Annotated in this window: 12 protein-coding genes; 3 read left to right on the forward strand and 9 right to left on the reverse strand. The window is 72.5% G+C overall.

The window, feature by feature from the left end; genetic code table 11:
* The first annotated feature begins 175 nt into the window (after positions 1-175).
* From AC07FA_RS14765 to fxsT, 3 genes are all read left to right on the forward strand, one after another.
* Entirely contained in the window at positions 176-1,345 is a 1,170-nt protein-coding gene (locus AC07FA_RS14765) for an FxsB family cyclophane-forming radical SAM/SPASM peptide maturase (RefSeq protein ID WP_479075679.1), read from the forward strand.
* Complete coding sequence (locus tag AC07FA_RS14770) at positions 1,342-2,730, forward strand: aKG-HExxH-type peptide beta-hydroxylase (RefSeq protein ID WP_479075681.1); 1,389 nt, start codon at positions 1,342-1,344, stop codon at positions 2,728-2,730. The genes AC07FA_RS14765 and AC07FA_RS14770 overlap by 4 nt, the downstream gene beginning before the upstream one ends.
* A 91-nt stretch (positions 2,731-2,821) precedes the next feature.
* Positions 2,822-5,821, forward strand: coding sequence for an FxSxx-COOH system tetratricopeptide repeat protein (fxsT, locus tag AC07FA_RS14775; RefSeq protein ID WP_479075683.1), 3,000 nt, complete (start codon positions 2,822-2,824; stop codon positions 5,819-5,821).
* 87 nt (positions 5,822-5,908) lie between these two features.
* Here the strand turns inward: fxsT and AC07FA_RS14780 are convergent, their stop codons facing one another.
* From AC07FA_RS14780 to AC07FA_RS14820, 9 genes are all read right to left on the reverse strand, one after another.
* Positions 5,909-9,736: a multifunctional oxoglutarate decarboxylase/oxoglutarate dehydrogenase thiamine pyrophosphate-binding subunit/dihydrolipoyllysine-residue succinyltransferase subunit gene (locus tag AC07FA_RS14780; RefSeq protein WP_479075685.1), complete on the reverse strand. Its 3,828-nt coding sequence runs from the start codon at positions 9,734-9,736 to the stop codon at positions 5,909-5,911.
* A 258-nt stretch (positions 9,737-9,994) separates the two neighbouring features.
* A complete protein-coding gene (locus AC07FA_RS14785; protein WP_479075686.1) occupies positions 9,995-11,071 on the reverse strand; it encodes a HAMP domain-containing sensor histidine kinase in 1,077 nt (358 codons plus the stop codon).
* Positions 11,068-11,805, reverse strand: a complete 738-nt coding sequence (locus AC07FA_RS14790; RefSeq protein WP_328905824.1) for a response regulator transcription factor — start codon at positions 11,803-11,805, stop codon at positions 11,068-11,070. Before AC07FA_RS14790 ends, AC07FA_RS14785 begins: the two co-directional genes overlap by 4 nt.
* A gap of 232 nt (positions 11,806-12,037) precedes the next feature.
* On the reverse strand, positions 12,038-12,715 hold the full coding sequence (locus tag AC07FA_RS14795; protein ID WP_479075687.1) for a spermine/spermidine synthase domain-containing protein: 678 nt from the start codon (positions 12,713-12,715) through the stop codon (positions 12,038-12,040).
* A 120-nt stretch (positions 12,716-12,835) separates the two neighbouring features.
* Positions 12,836-13,432, reverse strand: coding sequence for a hypothetical protein (locus AC07FA_RS14800; protein ID WP_479075943.1), 597 nt, complete (start codon positions 13,430-13,432; stop codon positions 12,836-12,838).
* Positions 13,433-13,506: 74 nt separating this feature from the next.
* Positions 13,507-14,823: a hypothetical protein gene (locus AC07FA_RS14805; RefSeq protein WP_479075688.1), complete on the reverse strand. Its 1,317-nt coding sequence runs from the start codon at positions 14,821-14,823 to the stop codon at positions 13,507-13,509.
* Positions 14,820-15,599 (reverse strand): ABC transporter ATP-binding protein, encoded by a 780-nt coding sequence (locus AC07FA_RS14810; RefSeq protein ID WP_479075690.1) that lies wholly within the window; start codon positions 15,597-15,599, stop codon positions 14,820-14,822. Before AC07FA_RS14810 ends, AC07FA_RS14805 begins: the two co-directional genes overlap by 4 nt.
* The gene (locus AC07FA_RS14815) at positions 15,596-16,552 is read right to left on the reverse strand and encodes a zf-HC2 domain-containing protein (RefSeq protein WP_479075691.1); all 957 of its coding nucleotides are present in this window, start codon (positions 16,550-16,552) and stop codon (positions 15,596-15,598) included. The genes AC07FA_RS14810 and AC07FA_RS14815 overlap by 4 nt, the downstream gene beginning before the upstream one ends.
* Positions 16,549-17,163, reverse strand: a complete 615-nt coding sequence (locus AC07FA_RS14820) for an RNA polymerase sigma factor (protein ID WP_479075692.1) — start codon at positions 17,161-17,163, stop codon at positions 16,549-16,551. Before AC07FA_RS14820 ends, AC07FA_RS14815 begins: the two co-directional genes overlap by 4 nt.
* Positions 17,164-17,167 lie beyond the last annotated feature (4 nt).

Genomic DNA, 17,167 nt, shown 5'->3' on the forward strand with positions numbered 1-17,167 from the left:
GGACGTGCTCGCCCCGCCGGGTTTGCGCTCGTATCAGGCCAGGGATACTCGATTCGGGCCGGTGCCGGGGGCCGTACCCGGGCCGGTGGCGGGGGTCGTACGCGGGCCTGGACAGCATGGGGGTGCCGGAGTGTCCCGGAAGGCGACCTCTAGCGCCGCGCCGCGCAGCGGCCCCGTGACCCCCGTCCCTTTCGGACAGTTCATCGTCAAGGTGCACGGACGCTGCAATCTGGCCTGCCGGTACTGCTACCTCTACGAGGGCCCCGACGACACCTGGCGCGACCGTCCCGCCGCCGCGTCGCCCGCCGTCCTGGACCACGCGGCCACCCGCATCGGCGAGCACGCGGCGACCCACCGGCTCAGCGAGGTCGCGCTCGTCCTGCACGGCGGCGAACCGCTGCTCGCGGGCGCGGACCGGCTCGCCGCCTTCGCCGTCCGGGTACGCGCACGGGTCCCTGGCCCCTGCACCGTCCGGACCACCGTGCAGACCAACGCCACCCTGCTCACCGACACACGCGTCGCCACCCTCGCCCGGCACGGCATACGCGTCGGCATCAGCCTCGACGGCGGTCTGGCCGCCCACAACACCCAGCGTCTGGACCACGCGGGACGCCCCTCCTGGCCCGCCGCGTCGCGCGGCGCCCGGCTCCTCGCCGAGCGGCATCCGCAGGCGTACGCGGGCATCCTCACCGTGGTCGACCCGAGCACCGACCCGGTCGAGATGTACGAGTCGCTGCTCGCCCTGCGGCCCCCGGCCCTGGACCTGCTGCTGCCGCACGGCAACTGGACCGCACCGCCCCCGGGACTGCCCGCCCCGGCCGAGCCCCCGGCACGGCCCGTCGGCTCCGGCCGGCCCACCCCGTACGGCGACTGGCTGTGCGCCGTCTTCGACCGCTGGTGGCCGGCCGGGCGCCGCGAGACCCGGGTCCGGCTCTTCGAGGAGTGCCTCGCCCTGCTGCTGGGGCTGCCCGCCGCCACGGAATCCCTCGGCCTCGACCCGGTCAACGCCGTCGTGGTGGAGACCGACGGAGCCATCGAGCAGGTCGACTCGCTCAAGTCCGCCTACGACACGGCGGCGGCCACCGGACTCGACGTCTTCCGCCACACCTTCGACGAGGCGCTGCGCCACCCCGGCGTGGCCGCCCGCCAGGCGGGCGCCCACGCGCTCGCGCCGGTCTGCCGCGGCTGCCCCCTGCTCACGGTCTGCGGCGGCGGCCACTACGCCCACCGCTACCGCGCGGGGCACGGCTTCACCAACCCGTCCGTCTACTGCGCCGACCTCGACCGGCTGATCCGCCACATCGCCGGACGGCTGGCCGACGCCGCCGCGGGAGACCCCGCGTGAGCCCGGCGGCCCTGCCCGAAGGAGCACTGCGCGCGCTCGGCCGCACGGAAGGCGACGCCGACACCCTCGGCCTGCTCGTACGCGACCAGGACACGCGCCGCTTCGTCCTCCTGCGGGCCCTGCTCGACGCGGCGTCCCAGGCGCCGGACACGGTCTGTCCGCCCGGGCCGCGGCAGCGTGTCGCCGCCGACTGGGCACTGCTGGAGGCAGCCGACCGCGCCGACCGGGCCGCCACCCGCTCCGTACTGCTCTACCCGCTCGTCGGCCCCTGGGCCCTGCGCTGCCTGCACGGTCTCACCGGCGCCGCCCCCGGACCCGAACTCCTCACCGACCTCGACCACTTGGGGGCGCTCGCGGCGGCCGCCGCGATCCGTGCCCGGCTGTCCTTCTCCGCCCGGCTCACCACACGGGGACCGGTGCTGTCCCTCCCCACCCTCGGGGCGCTGGACGTCCGGCCCGGCGAGGTGCGCGTCGACGCGGCCAAGGCTGAGGTGACGTTCCGTCAGGAGGGCGTGGCGGAGATCGTGGTGGAGCTCGAATCCGGCACGGCGCGCTCCTGGGACCCGCGCTGGCGGCCGACGCGCACCCTGCCGCCGCTGCTGTCCGGCGCCGCCCCCGTCCCGATGGACGACCTCGATCCGTACCGGACGGCCGGCGACAGCCCCGAACCCCACGGACTGAGCGCCGCCGTCCGGGTCGACGGCCAGGACCGCAGGAGCTGGGCGGAATCCTGGGCGGGCGTGGCGGCCGAGCTGCGTACCGGCGGCCACCAGCGGCTGACCGAGGCCGCCGTGCTGCTGCGCTGTCTCGTGCCCCTCACCCCGCCGCCCGGTTCCGGCCGGGCCGGCGGCGGGGCGGCGCACTGCAGCGGCACCCGGCGCGAGGCGTTCGGCGCCGTGCTCAGCAGCCGGCCCGCCACACCCGCCCACTTCGCCTCCACCCTCGTGCACGAACTCCAGCACACCAAGATCGCCGCACTGAGCGCGATGGCCCCGCTGCACCACGAGGGGCCGGACGCGCGGTACTTCGCGCCCTGGCGGCCCGACCCGCGCCCCTTCGACGGGCTCCTCCAGGGCGCCGTGTCGCATGCCGCCCTGGCCGACTACTGGCAGCAGTGCGCACTCGGCGCCGAACGCGCCGACCGGCGGGACCTGGCCTGGTCCGAACACGCCCGCAGACGCGAACAGGTGGGTGCCGTCCTGCCCGTCCTGGCCGGGTCCGGGGCCCTGACGCCCGAGGGGCGGGTGATCGTCAACGAGTTGATCACGCTCTACCACCGTCTGGCGGAATCTCCGGCCCCAACGGGGCATCAGGCGCGGGCGAGGGCGTATGTCCGTACGGCCCGGGTGATATGGCAGCAGAGGAACGACTCGAAACGACGGTGAACAGGCGCTGCGGTCACTGCGGGAACATGCGGACCCGTCCGGTCGTCGGTGTATGTTGATTAGGCTTATAACGATGCAGGGAGACGGTTGAATGCCCGTAGCGCGTAAGCAAGTTGGAGCAACCGGGACGCATTCCGTCACCATTAGTTTCGCCGGGTTCAACCGGGCCTGGGCGGCCTGGATCGGCGACCGTCTCGAACGGCGTGGTGTACGGGTCGTCTACCAGCGGTGGGACCCCCAGGCGGGGGCCACTCTCGAGGACGAACTGCGGAACGTGATGCTGGCTCCCGGCCGCATCCTCGTCGTGCTGAGCGACTGGTACTTCCAGCTGGGACCCCGCAGCCACGACGAGTGGAACCGCGCGCTGCGCACGGTGGTTGCTCCGGAGGCCGAGCGCTTCGCCGCCGTCTCCGTGACCACCTCCGCGCTGCCCGGTGCCACCTCGGTCTTCGGCGCCGCCGATCTGACCAACGTCGGTGAGGACGAGGCGGAGCGGCGCATGCTCGCCCACCTCGGCCTGCCCACCGAGCCGCTGCCCCGCACGGAAGGGGGGCGGCCAGGGCCGCGCTTCCCGGCCGACACCCCCGAGGTGTGGAGCAGCCGGGTGCCCCGCCGCAACACCCGGTTCACCGGCCGTGAGGCCCTGCTCAGCGAGGCCTACCACGCCCTCCAGGGCGCGGGCCCCGGTGCCGGCGTCGTCACGCTGCACGGCATGTCCGGCGTGGGCAAGACGCAGCTGGCCGCGGAGTACGTCTACCGCTTCGGCTCCGACTACGACGTGGTCTGGTGGGTGCCCGCAGACCGCCGCGCCCTCTACCGCCAGCGCCTCGCCGAACTCGCCCCGGAACTGGGCCTGGTCACCGGAGCCGAGTACGGGGAGCGGCTGCGCGCCGTCCGTGACTCGCTGCGGCGCGGCCAGCCGCACTCCCACTGGCTGCTGATCCTGGACGGCGCCGACGACCCCGACCAGATCTGGGACCTCGTACCGACCGGCCCGGGACACGTGCTGATCACCTCCCGCAACCCGGAATGGCGCGAGCACAACAGCCACCTGGTGGAGGTTCCGGTCTACGACCGCGACGAATCGGTCTCCTTCATCCGGCGCCGCGCTCCACGCCTCACGCACACCGAGGCCGATCAGCTGGCCAACGCGCTGGAAGACCTCCCGCTGCTCCTCGACCAGACGGCCGGCTGGCTCAACGACTCCGACATGTCGGTCGCGGAGTACATCGAACTCCTCGAAGGCGGCATCGACCAGGACGTGGTCAAGGTGTCCGCGGACTTCCCGCTGGCCTTCCAGACCGCCTGGTCGATACTGCTGAACAAGCTCAGGGAGACCGTCCCCGAGTCCGTCGACCTGCTGCGGCTGTGCAGCTTCTTCGCCCCCGGGTCCATCCCCGTACGGCTCCTGAAAGAGATGCCGCCCGGTGATCTGCCCGAGCAGCTCTCCGGCCTGATGAACGACCCGCTGCTGTGGAACCGCGCGATCGGTCAGCTGCGGCAGTACTCCGTCGTCCGGCTGGAGTCCCACGAGTCCTCGGTGGAGGAGGCCGCCTCCTCGGGCGAGTCGATCTATCTGCACCGCATGGTCCACAAGATCGTCGGCACCGACATGCCCGAACGGGACCGTCAGGAGTTCATCGACGTCGTCCGCAAGGCCCTGGCCGCCGCCGACCCCGGGCGTCCCATCGACGCCGTGTACTGGCCCGCGTACGCCGAGATCGCCCCCCACCTGAAGTGGGCCGAGGTCCTCCGGAGCAGGGACCCCGCCGTACAGACGCTGGTCCTCAACTGCCTGCGCTACATGTACTTCTCCGGGGAGTACCGGGCCGGCATCAAGCTCGGCGAGCGGGCCATGACCGCCTGGCGGGAACTGCTCGGTGAGACCCACCCCCGGGTGTGGGACCTCAGCTACAACTACGCCAACCTGCTGCGGGCGGTGGGCGACTACGCCGAGACGGAGGCCATGGAACGGGCCGTCGTCGACCATCTGCGCGCCGAGCGCGGCGCGGAGGACCTGGAGCACCTGCGGGCCGCCAACGGCCTCGCCGCCGACCTCCGCGGCCTGGGCCGCTACGACGAGGCGCTGGAGCTCTCCCGATGGCTCCTGGGGTCCTACCGCGACCTGCTCGGTGAGCAGGACGCCCGTACCGTCAACGCCCAGAACAACCTGGCCATTTCACTGCGCCTGCTCGGACGGTACGAGGAGTCCCTGGAGCTCAACCGGCGCACCCTGGAGGCCCGCCGCCAGCTGCTCAAGGCGCGGCACGGCTGGACCCTCATCTCTGAGATCAACTACGCCACCGACCTGCGGCTCCTCGGCCGATACAACGAGGCCGAGTCGCTCCAGGCGCAGAGCGCGCGGGTGCACCGGATCGCGCTGGGCGAGGACAACCCGCAGACCCTGCTCGCCGAGTTCAACCTGGCGCTCTGCCGCTACCGCTCCGGCGAGCGCGGCAAGGCCGCGACGGCGTTCACCCGGGTCCTGGAACGCTGCGAACGCGTCCTCGGCGAGCAGGACCCGCTGACCCTGATGTTCGCGGCCGGCCAGAGCTGCTTCGCCCGCGAGCACGCCGACATCGACCAGGCCAGGACCATAAGCGATTACGTCGTCAACGGGTATCTGATGATGCTCGGCGAGGGCCACCAGTACGTCGCGGGAAGCCGGGCCAACCACGCCCTGATCCTGCGCAATGTCGGCGAGCGGGACCAGGCCCACCAGCTCGCCGAACAGGCACTCGCGGACATGACGCGGGCCGTGGGTGAGAACCACCCCTGGACCCTGGGCTGCGCGATCAACGCCTCGGCGCTGCGCAATCTGGTGGGCGACCCGGAATCGGCCGCCGCGCTCACCGAGCTGACGGTCACCCGCGCCACCGAGGCCCTCGGCAGGACCCACCCGCTGACCCTGTCCGCCAGGATCGCGCACGCGGCGGACCTGCGCGGTCTGCGAGACCGGCTGCGGGCGGAGAAGGTCGAGACGGAGGCCCTGGCCGACCTGGGGACGACCCTCGGCGCGCAGCACGTCCACACCGTGTCCGCCCGTTCACGGAACCGGCCGTTCTGGGACTTCGAGCCCCAGATGATCTGACCGGCACCCACACCCCCGACAGGCCGAAGGGCCCGGTCACGCAAGTGGACTTGCGTGACCGGGCCCTTCGGTTCGTGCGGCGGCTGATCAGGCCTCGAACACCTCGGCGAGCAGCTGAGCCTGCTCGGCCTGGTGGCGCTTGGCCGAGCCGACCGCCGGGGACGAGCCGTGCGGCCGCGAGATGCGGCGCAGGCGCTCACCGTGCGGGACGTCGGCGCCGACGGCCAGGTCCAGGTGGTCGATCAGGTTGAGCGCGATGAACGGCCACGCACCCTGGTTGGCCGGCTCCTCCTGGGCCCAGAGGTACTTCTCGGCGTTCGGGTACTTGGCGATCTCGGCCTGGATCTCGGCACCCGGCAGCGGGTACAGACGCTCCAGACGGATGATCGCCGTGTCCGTGACCCCGCGCTTCTCGCGCTCGGCGTCCAGGTCGTAGTAGACCTTGCCGGCGCAGAAGACGACCTTGCGGACGTTCTCGGGAGTCACCGTCTCGTCGCCGATCACCGGGCGGAAGCCGCCGGTGGTGAACTCCTCCACCTTCGACGCCGCCGCCTTGAGGCGGAGCATCGACTTCGGCGTGAAGACGATCAGCGGCTTGTGGTGCGGGTTGTGCACCTGCCACCGCAGAAGGTGGAAGTAGTTCGACGGCAGCGTGGGCATGGCCACCGTCATGTTGTCCTGCGCGCACATCTGGAGGAAGCGCTCCGGGCGGGCGGACGAGTGGTCCGGGCCCTGGCCCTCGTAGCCGTGCGGCAGGAGCAGCGTGACGCCGGAGGTCTGGCCCCACTTCTGCTCGGCCGACGAGATGAACTCGTCCACGACGGTCTGCGCGCCGTTGACGAAGTCACCGAACTGGGCCTCCCAGATGACCAGCGACTCCGGGCGGGCCAGCGAGTAGCCGTACTCGAAGCCCATCGCCGCGTACTCGCTGAGCAGCGAGTCGTAGACGTTGTAACGGGCCTGGTCCTCGGCGAGGTAGAGCAGCGGGGTGTAGTCCTCGCCGGTCTTCTGGTCGACGAGCACCGCGTGACGCTGGCCGAACGTGCCGCGGCGGGTGTCCTGGCCGGCGAGCCGGACCGGGGTGCCCTCCATCAGCAGCGATCCGATGGCGAGGGTCTCGCCCATGCCCCAGTCGATCGTGCCGTTCTCCACGGAGGCGGCGCGACGCTGCATCTGCGGCATCAGGCGCGGGTGGACGGTGATCCCGTCGGGGATGTTCACCTGCGACTCGGCGATGGCCTTGACGACCTCGGTGGAGATCGCGGTGTTCACGGTGACCGGGAACTCGGCCTGGACGTCCGGGATGTGCGGCTGGGACGGCGCCGAGGTGGCCTCGCGGACCTCCGCGAAGACCTTCTCCAGCTGGCCCTGGAAGTCCTGGAGCGCCTGCTCGGCCTCCTCCAGCGTGATGTCGCCGCGACCGATGAGGGACTCGGTGTAGAGCTTGCGCACCGAGCGCTTCTTGTCGATCAGGGTGTACATCTGCGGGTTGGTGAACTCCGGGTTGTCGCCCTCGTTGTGACCGCGGCGGCGGTAGCAGATGAGGTCGATCACGACGTCCTTGTTGAACGTCTGCCGGTACTCGAAGGCGAGCCGCGCGACGCGGACCACGGCCTCCGGGTCGTCACCGTTGACGTGGATGATCGGCGCCTCGATCATGCGCGCCACGTCGGTGGCGTACATCGAGGAGCGCGAGGACTCCGGGGCGGCGGTGAAGCCGACCTGGTTGTTGATCACCACGTGCACCGTGCCGCCGGTGCGGTAGCCGCGCAGCTGCGACATGTTGAGCGTCTCGGCGACGACGCCCTGGCCGGCGAAGGCCGCGTCGCCGTGGAGCGCGACGGGCAGGACCGTGAAGTCCGTACCGCCCTTGTTGATGATGTCCTGCTTGGCGCGGGCGATGCCCTCCAGGACCGGGTCGACGGCCTCCAGGTGCGAGGGGTTGGCGGCCAGCGAGACCTTGATCTGCTCACCGTCCAGCCCCGTGAAGGTGCCCTCGGCGCCCAGGTGGTACTTGACGTCGCCGGAGCCGTGCATCGACCGCGGGTCGAGGTTGCCCTCGAACTCCCGGAAGATCTGCGCGTACGACTTGCCGACGATGTTCGCCAGGACGTTCAGCCGGCCGCGGTGGGCCATGCCGATGACGACCTCGTCGAGGCGGGCCTCGGCGGCGGAGTCGATGACCGCGTCGAGCAGCGGGATGACGGACTCGCCGCCCTCCAGCGAGAACCGCTTCTGGCCGACGTACTTCGTCTGAAGGAACGTCTCGAACGCCTCGGCGGCGTTGAGGCGGCGCAGGATCCGCAGCTGCTCCTCGCGCTCCGGAGCGGGGCGCGGACGCTCCACCCGGTCCTGGAGCCACTTGCGCTCCTTCGGCTCCTGGATGTGCATGAACTCGATGCCGGTGGTGCGGCAGTACGACTCACGCAGGACGCCGAGGATGTCGCGGAGCTTCATCATCGTCTTGCCGGCGAAACCGCCGACCGCGAAGTCCCGCTCAAGGTCCCACAGGGTGAGGCCGTGCTCGGTGATGTCGAGGTCGGGGTGCTTGCGCTGGCGGTACTCCAGCGGGTCGGTGTCGGCCATGACGTGGCCGCGGACCCGGTAGGAGTGGATCAGCTCGAAGACCCGTGCGGCCTTGGTGACGTCGTCGTCGTGCGAGGCGTCGATGTCCCTGAGCCAGCGGACCGGCTCGTAGGGGATGCGCAGCGCCTTGAAGATCTCGTCGTAGAACTCGTTCTCGCCCAGCAGGAGCTGGCTCAGGACGCGCAGGAACTCGCCGGAGGCGGCGCCCTGGATGACCCGGTGGTCGTACGTCGAGGTCAGCGTCATGACCTTGGAGATGCCCAGCTTGTTCAGGGTGTCCTGCGACGTGCCCTGGAACTCCGCCGGGTAGTCCATCGCGCCGACGCCCATGATGAGGCCCTGTCCGGGCATCAGGCGGGGCACCGAGTGCACGGTGCCGATTCCGCCGGGGTTGGTCAGCGAGGCGGTGACCCCGGAGAAGTCGTCCATGCCGAGCTTGCCGACACGGGCACGGCGGACGATGTCCTCGTACGCCTGCCAGAACTCGAAGAAGTTGAGCGTCTCGGCCTTCTTGATGGCCGCGACGACGAGCTGGCGGTCACCGTTGGGCTTGACCAGGTCGATGGCCAGGCCGAGGTTCACGTGCTCCGGCTTGACCAGGGTCGGCTTGCCGTCCTTGACCGCGAAGGAGTAGTTCATCGACGGCATGGCCTTGAGGGCCTGCACCATCGCGTACCCGATGAGGTGGGTGAAGGAGATCTTCCCGCCCCGGGCGCGCTTCAGGTGGTTGTTGATGACGATGCGGTTGTCGAAGAGCAGCTTCACCGGGACGGCGCGGACGGACGTGGCCGTCGGCAGTTCCAGGGAGGCGTTCATGTTCTTCGCGACGGCGGCCGACGGGCCGCGCAGCGTCACGTACTCAGGGCCGGCCGGGTCCTCGGCCGCCGGAGCGGCCTTCGCCGGGGCGGCGGCCGGGGCCGCCGCGGCCTTCGCCGGTGCCGCCGGGGCGGCGGGCGCGGGTGCGGGGGCCGCCGGAGCGGTCGCCGCGGGCTGGGCCGGAGCGACAGGCGCCGCGGCCGGTGCCGGGGTCTGCGCGGGTGCGGCCGGGACAGCGGTGGTGGTCTGGGTCGGTGCGGGCCCGGCCGGAGCCGGCGTCACCGCAGCCCCCGCGGCTGCGGTGCCGGGCTTTTCCGCCGTGCCGGATGCGCCCGGCTTGTAGTCGGCGAAGAAGTCCCACCAGGCGCGATCGACCGAATTGGGGTCCTGGAGGTACTGCTGGTAGATCTCGTCGACGAGCCACTCATTGGGGCCGAATGCGGCGGCAGGATTGTTCCCCTGCTCCGATTGGTCGGTCGAGATGCTCGAGTTACTGGGGGACTGAGACGACACGGCGGCAACCGCCCTCTTCCGCTTCACAAGGTGATGGACAGCGGAAATCAAGGCTACGCCTCCCCGGCCGTAACGTGCAGTCCGGGCCTGCCTTCGTCGCGTACATCACATCCGAAGCCGGGTTTCGGCGCAGGAATTGGCGGGAAACAAGCGGGGTTCCGCCACAGTTCGGGTACGCGACAGCGCGGTTACGGCCACTCGACCGTATCCACGCGGGGAACCGCACGCAGAACGTGCCCTTCCGCTTCGAACTCTATGTCAACCTCGCGGCTGACGGGCTCCCGGAAGAGTGACCTGTATCCGGCAGCCGCGTGCTGATTCGGCCACGCCGATGCGGCCTCCGTGCAGCTCGACCGCCCAGCGGGCGATCGCCAGCCCCAGTCCCGTACCGCCGTCACTGCCCGGACCGTGCGGGGAGGGGGCCTGGCCGCGGTTGAACCGCTCGAAGACCCGGTGGCGCTCGGCCTCCGGGATGCCGGGGCCCTCGTCGACGACCTCCAGCTCCAGGGACTCGGGGTACGCACCGCGCCGGGCCAGTACGGTGACCCGGCCGTGCGGCGGGCTGTGTTTGACCGCGTTGTCGATGAGGTTGGCGACCACCTGGTGCAGACGCTCCGCGTCGGCGTGCGCCGTCAGTTCGGGCGGCGAGACGTCGAGGTGCAGATGGACGTCGAGGCGGGAGTGGTTGCCGGAGCCGGAGGAGAGCCCGCGCTGCGACGCCGCGAGGTTGGCCTCCTTCAGCACCCCGGAGAGATACGGCCACACCTCGAAGCGGCGGGCCTTCAGCACCACCACTCCGTTGTCGAGCCGGGAGAGATCCAGCAGGGTCTCCACCAGCCTGCCCAGCCGCTCCGTCTGCTTCAGCGCCGTACGCATCGTCTCGGGGTCGGCGGCCGACACCCCGTCGACGACGTTCTCCAGCACGGCTCTCAGCGCCGCGATGGGGGTGCGCAGTTCATGGGAGACGTTGGCGACCAGCTCCTTGCGGTGCCGGTCCTCGGCCTCCAGATCGTCCGCCATGCGATTGATCGTCTGGGCGAGATCGCCCAGCTCGTCGCGGCGGCCGGCCCCGCTCACCCGCGTGGTGTAGTCGCCGTGCGAGATGGACCGGGCCACCGCCCTCATCTCGTCCAGCGGCGCGGTCAGACCGTGTGCCACGAACTGGGTGATCAGCAGGGTCGCGATCACCGAGAACACCGTGATGAACCGGAGCTCGGTCCGGGTCCTCAGCGCCACGAGCAGGAGGCCGGTGGTGATGAACACCGAGATCACGACCAGCGTGCCCAGCTTGGCCTTGATGGAGAAGGGTCTGAGTCGGCAGCCGGGCCGGTTCATGGCGCGGGCGTCTCCAGCGCGTAGCCGACGCCGTGGACGGTACGAATCCGCTCGGCACCGATCTTCCGGCGCAGGGCCTTGATGTGGCTGTCGACGGTACGGGTGCCGGAGGCGTCGGCCCAGTCCCAGACCTCGGCCAGCAGCTGCTCGCGGGAGAGCACCGCGCGCGGGGTGTTGGCCAGGCAGACCAGCAGGTCGAACTCGGTCGGGGTGAGGTGGACGTCGTCCGCCCGCACCCGGACGCGGCGCTGCGCGTGGTCGATCTCCAGCTCGCCGAGACGCAGGATGCCGCTGCGCGGCGTCACCGCGGCGAGCGCCGCACGCTCCACCCGGCGGAGCAGGACGTGCACCCTGGCCGCCAGCTCACGCATGGAGAACGGTTTCGTCATGTAGTCGTCGGCGCCGACGCCCAGCCCGACCAGCATGTCGGTCTCGTCGTCGCGCGCCGTCAGCATCAGCACCGGCACCGGGCGCTGGGCCTGCACGCGTCGGCAGACCTCCAGGCCGTCGAAGCCGGGGAGCATGATGTCGAGCACCATCAGGTCGGGCTGCCACGCCTCGGCCGCGTCCACGGCCGCGGGGCCGTCCAGCGCGGTCTGGACCAGGAAGCCCTCGGCCCGGAGTCTCGCGGCAATGGCGTCCACGATCGTGGAGTCGTCCTCGACCACCAGAACCCGGCGCTGCGCACCCGGGGTGGCCGCGACGCCGTTGTGGGTGGTGTGTGTCTGTTCCATCGCCCCGCCCCTGCCCGTTCTCGCGGGAGCCATTCCCCCGGAGGCACGGTCTTCGCTTGTGAATTTCGTGGGTGATCCCATGTGCCGGTCAGCAGCGTAGAGGCAGCGGGCGGTCCACGGCTACGCAGGGTGTTGTCCCGCGTGAGGAGTTTCACTCCTCGGGGACACCGGATCGCCGGCCTCGGGACTCCCGGCCCTTGGCCTGCGGGCGGTGTGCATACCGGGTGGGGGGTCAGTCGGTCCGCAGTGCGAGATGGACCACGTCCGGCACACCTCGGGCAACGGCTACTTCTTCAGTGCGTACCGCGCTGAATCCGGCATTCCGCATCGCCTGCTCGAAGGCCGGGGAGGGTTGCGCGGACCACACGGCGAGGACTCCGCCCGGCGTGAGACGGTCCTTGCAGACCGCGAGACCGGAGGCGGAATAGAGGCTTCCGTTGTCTTCTGTGACGGTCCAGTCGGGTCCGTTGTCGATGTCCAGGCACAGTGCGTCGTAACGCTCCGTGGTCGTACGGAGGTGGGTGACCAGGTCCGTGTGCGCGATCTCGGTCCGCGGATCGGCCAGCGCCGCGCCGGAGATCCGGTCCAGCGGCCCTTGCCGGTGCCAGTCGACGATGGCCTGCTCCCGCTCGACGACGACGATCCGCCCCCACCGCTCCTCCTCGGCCGCCCGGACGAGCGAGAACCCGACACCGAGGCCGCCGATGAGCACGGCGGGAGCGGTGCGGCCGGCGGGGAGCGCCGCGAGCGCCGCGTCGATCAGCAGCCGTTCGGACCGTCCGTCGGAGGTGTCCATGAGGAAACACCCGTTGGCGATGATCTCGAAGTCGTCCCCACGCTCACGCAGGACGACCTCGCCGAACGGTCCTTCGCGGCGGTCGAGCGTGACGGGGGCGGTGCTGGCGGACATGGCGTGGCTCTCCGGTCTCCGGTGGTGGCGGTCGGTCCGACGAACCATCCTGGCGCGCGGGGCCGTCCCGTACCAGCGAATTGACGGGGCGGCGGCGGGGCATCGGGTGCGCGGAGGCGCTCAGCCGGACTCCGGACGCGCGCCGCGCGCCACGAGGAGCGCCGCCCCGGCCGCGTACACCGTCAGGGCCACGGCCCACGCGGCCGACTGCGGTCCCGGCTGCATCGGCCACGCCCAGAACGCCGCCGCGCCACCCGGGGCACGGGGCGCCGCCAGGTAGACCGCGCCGCCGTAGACGGTCATCGGCAGCCAGCTCAGCCGGGCACCGAGCAGGACGGCCGCGGCCGCGGTGACCCCGGTCGCGCCCAGGACGTTGCGGACCATCGCGGGGGCGCCGAACTCCTCCGGATGCCCCGGCACGGCCAGCGCGAGCGCGCCCGCCGTCAGTGCGGTCAGGCCCACCAGATACAGCAGCCGCAGCGGCCACCAGCGGCGGACGGCGGTCCGGTCCAGCTCGTCGGTGTACGAGTGCAGGCCGGTGCCGACGGCGGCCGAGGCGAGAAGCGGGGCGAGCGCCAGGACGGGGACGCGCGCGGTGTGGTCGAAGTACGGCCGGTCCTCCAGCCAGTCCGCGGCCCAGGCCGCGACCAGGACGATGCAGGTCAGGGCGGCGGCGGTGAGAGGCAGGGCGCGGGAGCGGAGGCAGAGCGCGGGCAGGTGGCGCGCGCGGTGTCTCGGCGCGGTCGCGGCAGCGGGCACAGGGGCCGTCACCCCCGGGGGCGCGGGAGTGGTCACAGGAGGGGAACCTCCTTCGGATCGCAGCCGTGCGAGGCCAGATAGCGGCCGAGCCAGATCCTGCGGTCCGCTTCGGGCATCGCGGTGAGGCGGGCCAGGAGGGCCAGATGCGGTGAATCCGGTGGGGAGCCCGCGTCGGCCCCGGGGACCAGCCAGGTCCGGACGGCCAGGTCGGTGTCCCAGATCCGGGCGGCGGACTCGTCCTCGTACGTCTGGTCGGGGCAGTCGCGGGCGGGCATCAGATCGTGCAGGGTGCCGGTGGCGTAGTCGGCGGGGCGCAGGAGTTCGTCGCGCACGACGGTCCATCCACGGGTCATCGGCGGCAGCGCCGACTCGCCCCGGCGTGGACGCACAGCGGGGTCCACGTACCGGACGGGTGCGCCCGGCACACCCTCCAGCCGGGAGAGCAGCCCGGCGAGGGCCTCGGAGGCCTGGGGCAGCAGCGCCTCGTCCAGCGCGCTCACGCAGATCTGCGGGGTGGTGTCCCCGCAGACCAGCCGCGTCGCCGACGGGTCGGTGCGGAACAGGCCGGAGCCGGTGTGCACGATCAGCGGCGCCACCGACGCGGCCACCGCGAGCGGTACGACGGCGAGGAACCGGTGCCGGGCCGCGTACGCGAGGAGCAGCGCGAGCGCCAGCCCGCCGGACCAGGCGGCCATGACCGGCCCGAACCACCACACGGGGACCCCGAAGGGAATCTGTTCGGCGGGGCTCAGGTACCGGAGGTCGGAGCCGACGTACGAAGGGGCGCCCAGGCAGACGTACGTGACCGCCGCGAGAACCGGTGCGGTCAGCCGCCACCGGCACACCCGCCCCACCACGAAGCCCAGGAACGCGGCGCACACCAGGAAGCAGACATCCGCGAGGACGAGCGTGAGCGAGGGGCCACCCGCCCCGGTGTACGGCCAGGTCGCCGCGAACGCTCCGGCCAGCGCGACGAGATACCCGGCGACCGCCCACACGGCGATGGGCGCGGCGGCGGTCACCGAGCGCGCCAGCCGGCTGCGGGGGACGGACAGCCAGAGGCCGTCGGTCCGGCGGCGGTGCTCGCGACCGCCCTGCCAGCAGCCCGCGGCGGCCGTGAGCGGGCCGGTGAGCAGGGTGGCGCCGGAGTGCAGCAGGCTCTGGGTCTCGCCCCAGCTCCCCTGCCACTGGCCCGCCTTGGCCGCCATGGTCACGAGGAGGGTGAGAGCGACCGCCGGCCCGGTCCAGGGGGCGAAGCCCCGCCGGAGCTCGGCGCCGAGCGCGGAACGCGTCGGGTCGCCGGCCGTCTTACTCCGGGCGCCGTCCGGCGGGCTCAGTACGTCCGTCATCGGGCGGTCACCGCCGTACGGTGGGCGCGCAGCGCCGCCGTGTAGCCGCGCTCGATGGGATTGGCGTCGGGCCCGCCCGGCTCCACGGTCTCGCCGCCCAGTTCGACGAGCTCGGCGGTCGTGCCGCGGTAGGCGACCCGGCCCGCCTCGATCAGCGTCACGTCGGTGCACGCGGCGGCGACGTCCTCCACCAGGTGGGTGGAGACGATCACGGTGGCGGTACGTCCCAACTCCCGTAGCAGTGCCCGGAATTCGACCCGCTGTTCCGGGTCGAGACCGGCGGTCGGCTCGTCGAGCAGCAGCAGGTCCGGCTGGTTGACGATCGCCTGCGCGATGCCGACACGGCGGATCATGCCGCCCGACAGGGTCTTCACCTTGGCGTCGATCCGGTCCGCCAGGCCGACGCGCTCCACGGCCCGCTCCACGGCGGCGGGGGTGGCCGCGCCGTCCATCTCCTTGAGCCAGGCGACGTACCCGACGAACTCGCGGACCGTGAAGCCCGGGTAGAAGCCGAACTCCTGCGGCAGGTAGCCGAGTCTGCGCCGCACCGTCGCCCGGTCGCGGTGTCCCGACGCGGCGCCGACCTCGTGGCCCAGCAGCTCCACCCGCCCCCCGGCGGGTGGAGCCACGGTCGCCAGCACGCGGATCAGTGAGGTCTTGCCCGCGCCGTTCGGGCCGAGGAGTCCGTGCACGCCCGCCGCGAAGTCCAGGTCGACGGCGTCGAGGGCGGTCTTCCTGCGGTGCCGGACGGTCAGCCCGGTGACCCTTGCGCTCACAACGTCTCCAGATGGTCGAAGGATCTACGGCGTGCGGCGAGGAGAGCCGCGCACACCAGGGCGCCGGCCGCCCAGCAGCCCTGGACGCCGGGCCCCGCGAAGTACGGGGCGGCCTCGGCGGCCAGCGCGGCCGGCCCCCGGGGCGAGGCGCCGACGGAGGGAAGGGCGACGGCGAAGGCCCAGCCCGCGGCGACGGCCGAGGCGCCGGTCCGGCAGCCGACGTACGAACCGAGGGCGAGGGCCGCGAGCGTCAGCGCCAGCCCGGGCAGCAGCCACGCCACGGCCCCGGGCCCGCCCACCTCCGGGGGCAGGGCGGCCCCGGCGAGGGTCAGTGCCGGGATGCTCGCCCCGAGCACCGCGGCGGTCCTGGTCAGCAGCAGCCGCAGTCCACCGGCGGGGGTGGCGGCGGTGATCTCGTACAGGGGATCGGCGTGCCGCCCGTACGAGACGAACACCCCCGCGAGCGGCAGCACGGGCGCGACGACGAGGAGCAACGGCCGGACCGACCCGCCGAGCCCCGCCCCGTACGCCAGGGCGAGAGCCCCCGAGGCCACGATCACGAGCGCCAGCAACCAGGGCCCCCGCAGGGCGGGCCCGGCGGCCCAGAGCACGCGGGCCACGGGGGAACCGGGCGTGGCGCGGAGCGCGCGGGCGACGCGGGCCACGCGGGAGCCGGGCGTGGCGCGGAGCGGGCGGGTGCCCATGAGGCCGGCGCCGGGCCGAAGCGTGCGGGCGGCCCGGGGGCCCGCCTCCGCCAGGACGTCCGCCCGGATGTCCGCCAGGAGCGCTCCCACGCCGTCCCGGGTCCCGACCGCCGACGACACCCGTGCCGCGCAGTTCCCGCACGCCTCGACGTGCTTCTCCAGGGACCAGGCGTCGGTCTCCGTCACCGTGCCGGCCGCGTACCGGGCGGCGAGCTCCCCGTCCACGTGCCATGCGTGCGTATGCCTCATGCCGTACCTCCCAGCGGATCGCGTTCCGAGGCCAACAGGTCCAGGGCCGCGCGGAGTTCGCGTCTGGCGCGCATGGCGCGCGTCTTGACGGTGCCCTCCGGTATGCCGAGCAGCCGGGCGGTCTCGCGGGTGGTCAGGCCGTCGATGACCGTCGCGCGCAGTACCTCCCGCAGCTCGGGGGAGATCCGGTCCAGCGCGGTGCCCACATCGCCGTACTCCAGGCCGGCCAGCACCCGTTCCTCGGCGGACGGCACGGCGGCCTCCCACCCGGTGGCCCCGGAACCGGACCCGGACCAGGACCCGAACCGTGCCGCCCTGGCCCCGGCCCGCTGCGCGTCGACCAGCCGGCGGGCCGCGATCACCCACAGCCAGCCGCCGACCCGCGCGCCCCGGTGCGAGCCCGCGGACTGCCAGGCCGTGACGAAGGTGTCCTGGAGCACCTCCCGTACGGTCTCCGCGTCCCCGCACCGGCGGCTCAGCCGGGCATGGAGCCACCCCGCGTGCCGGTCGTAGAGCGCGCCGAGTGCGCCCGCGTCCCCCTGAGCGACGGCGCGCAGCAGCGCGCCGTCCTCGTCGTCCCCGTCGGTCCCCGAAGGGCGCAGCAGCCTCACACCT

The sequence above is a fragment of the Streptomyces sp. NPDC045968 genome, assembly GCF_056430475.1.

Coding starts and splice junctions, on each gene's coding strand:
- fxsT (WP_479075683.1), top strand. CDS start 2,822: ATGCCCGTAGCGCGTAAGCAAGTTGGAGCAACCGGGACGCATTCCGTC.
- AC07FA_RS14785 (WP_479075686.1), bottom strand. CDS start 11,071: ATGAACCGGCCCGGCTGCCGACTCAGACCCTTCTCCATCAAGGCCAAG.
- AC07FA_RS14790 (WP_328905824.1), bottom strand. CDS start 11,805: ATGGAACAGACACACACCACCCACAACGGCGTCGCGGCCACCCCGGGT.
- AC07FA_RS14795 (WP_479075687.1), bottom strand. CDS start 12,715: ATGTCCGCCAGCACCGCCCCCGTCACGCTCGACCGCCGCGAAGGACCG.
- AC07FA_RS14805 (WP_479075688.1), bottom strand. CDS start 14,823: ATGACGGACGTACTGAGCCCGCCGGACGGCGCCCGGAGTAAGACGGCC.
- AC07FA_RS14815 (WP_479075691.1), bottom strand. CDS start 16,552: ATGAGGCATACGCACGCATGGCACGTGGACGGGGAGCTCGCCGCCCGG.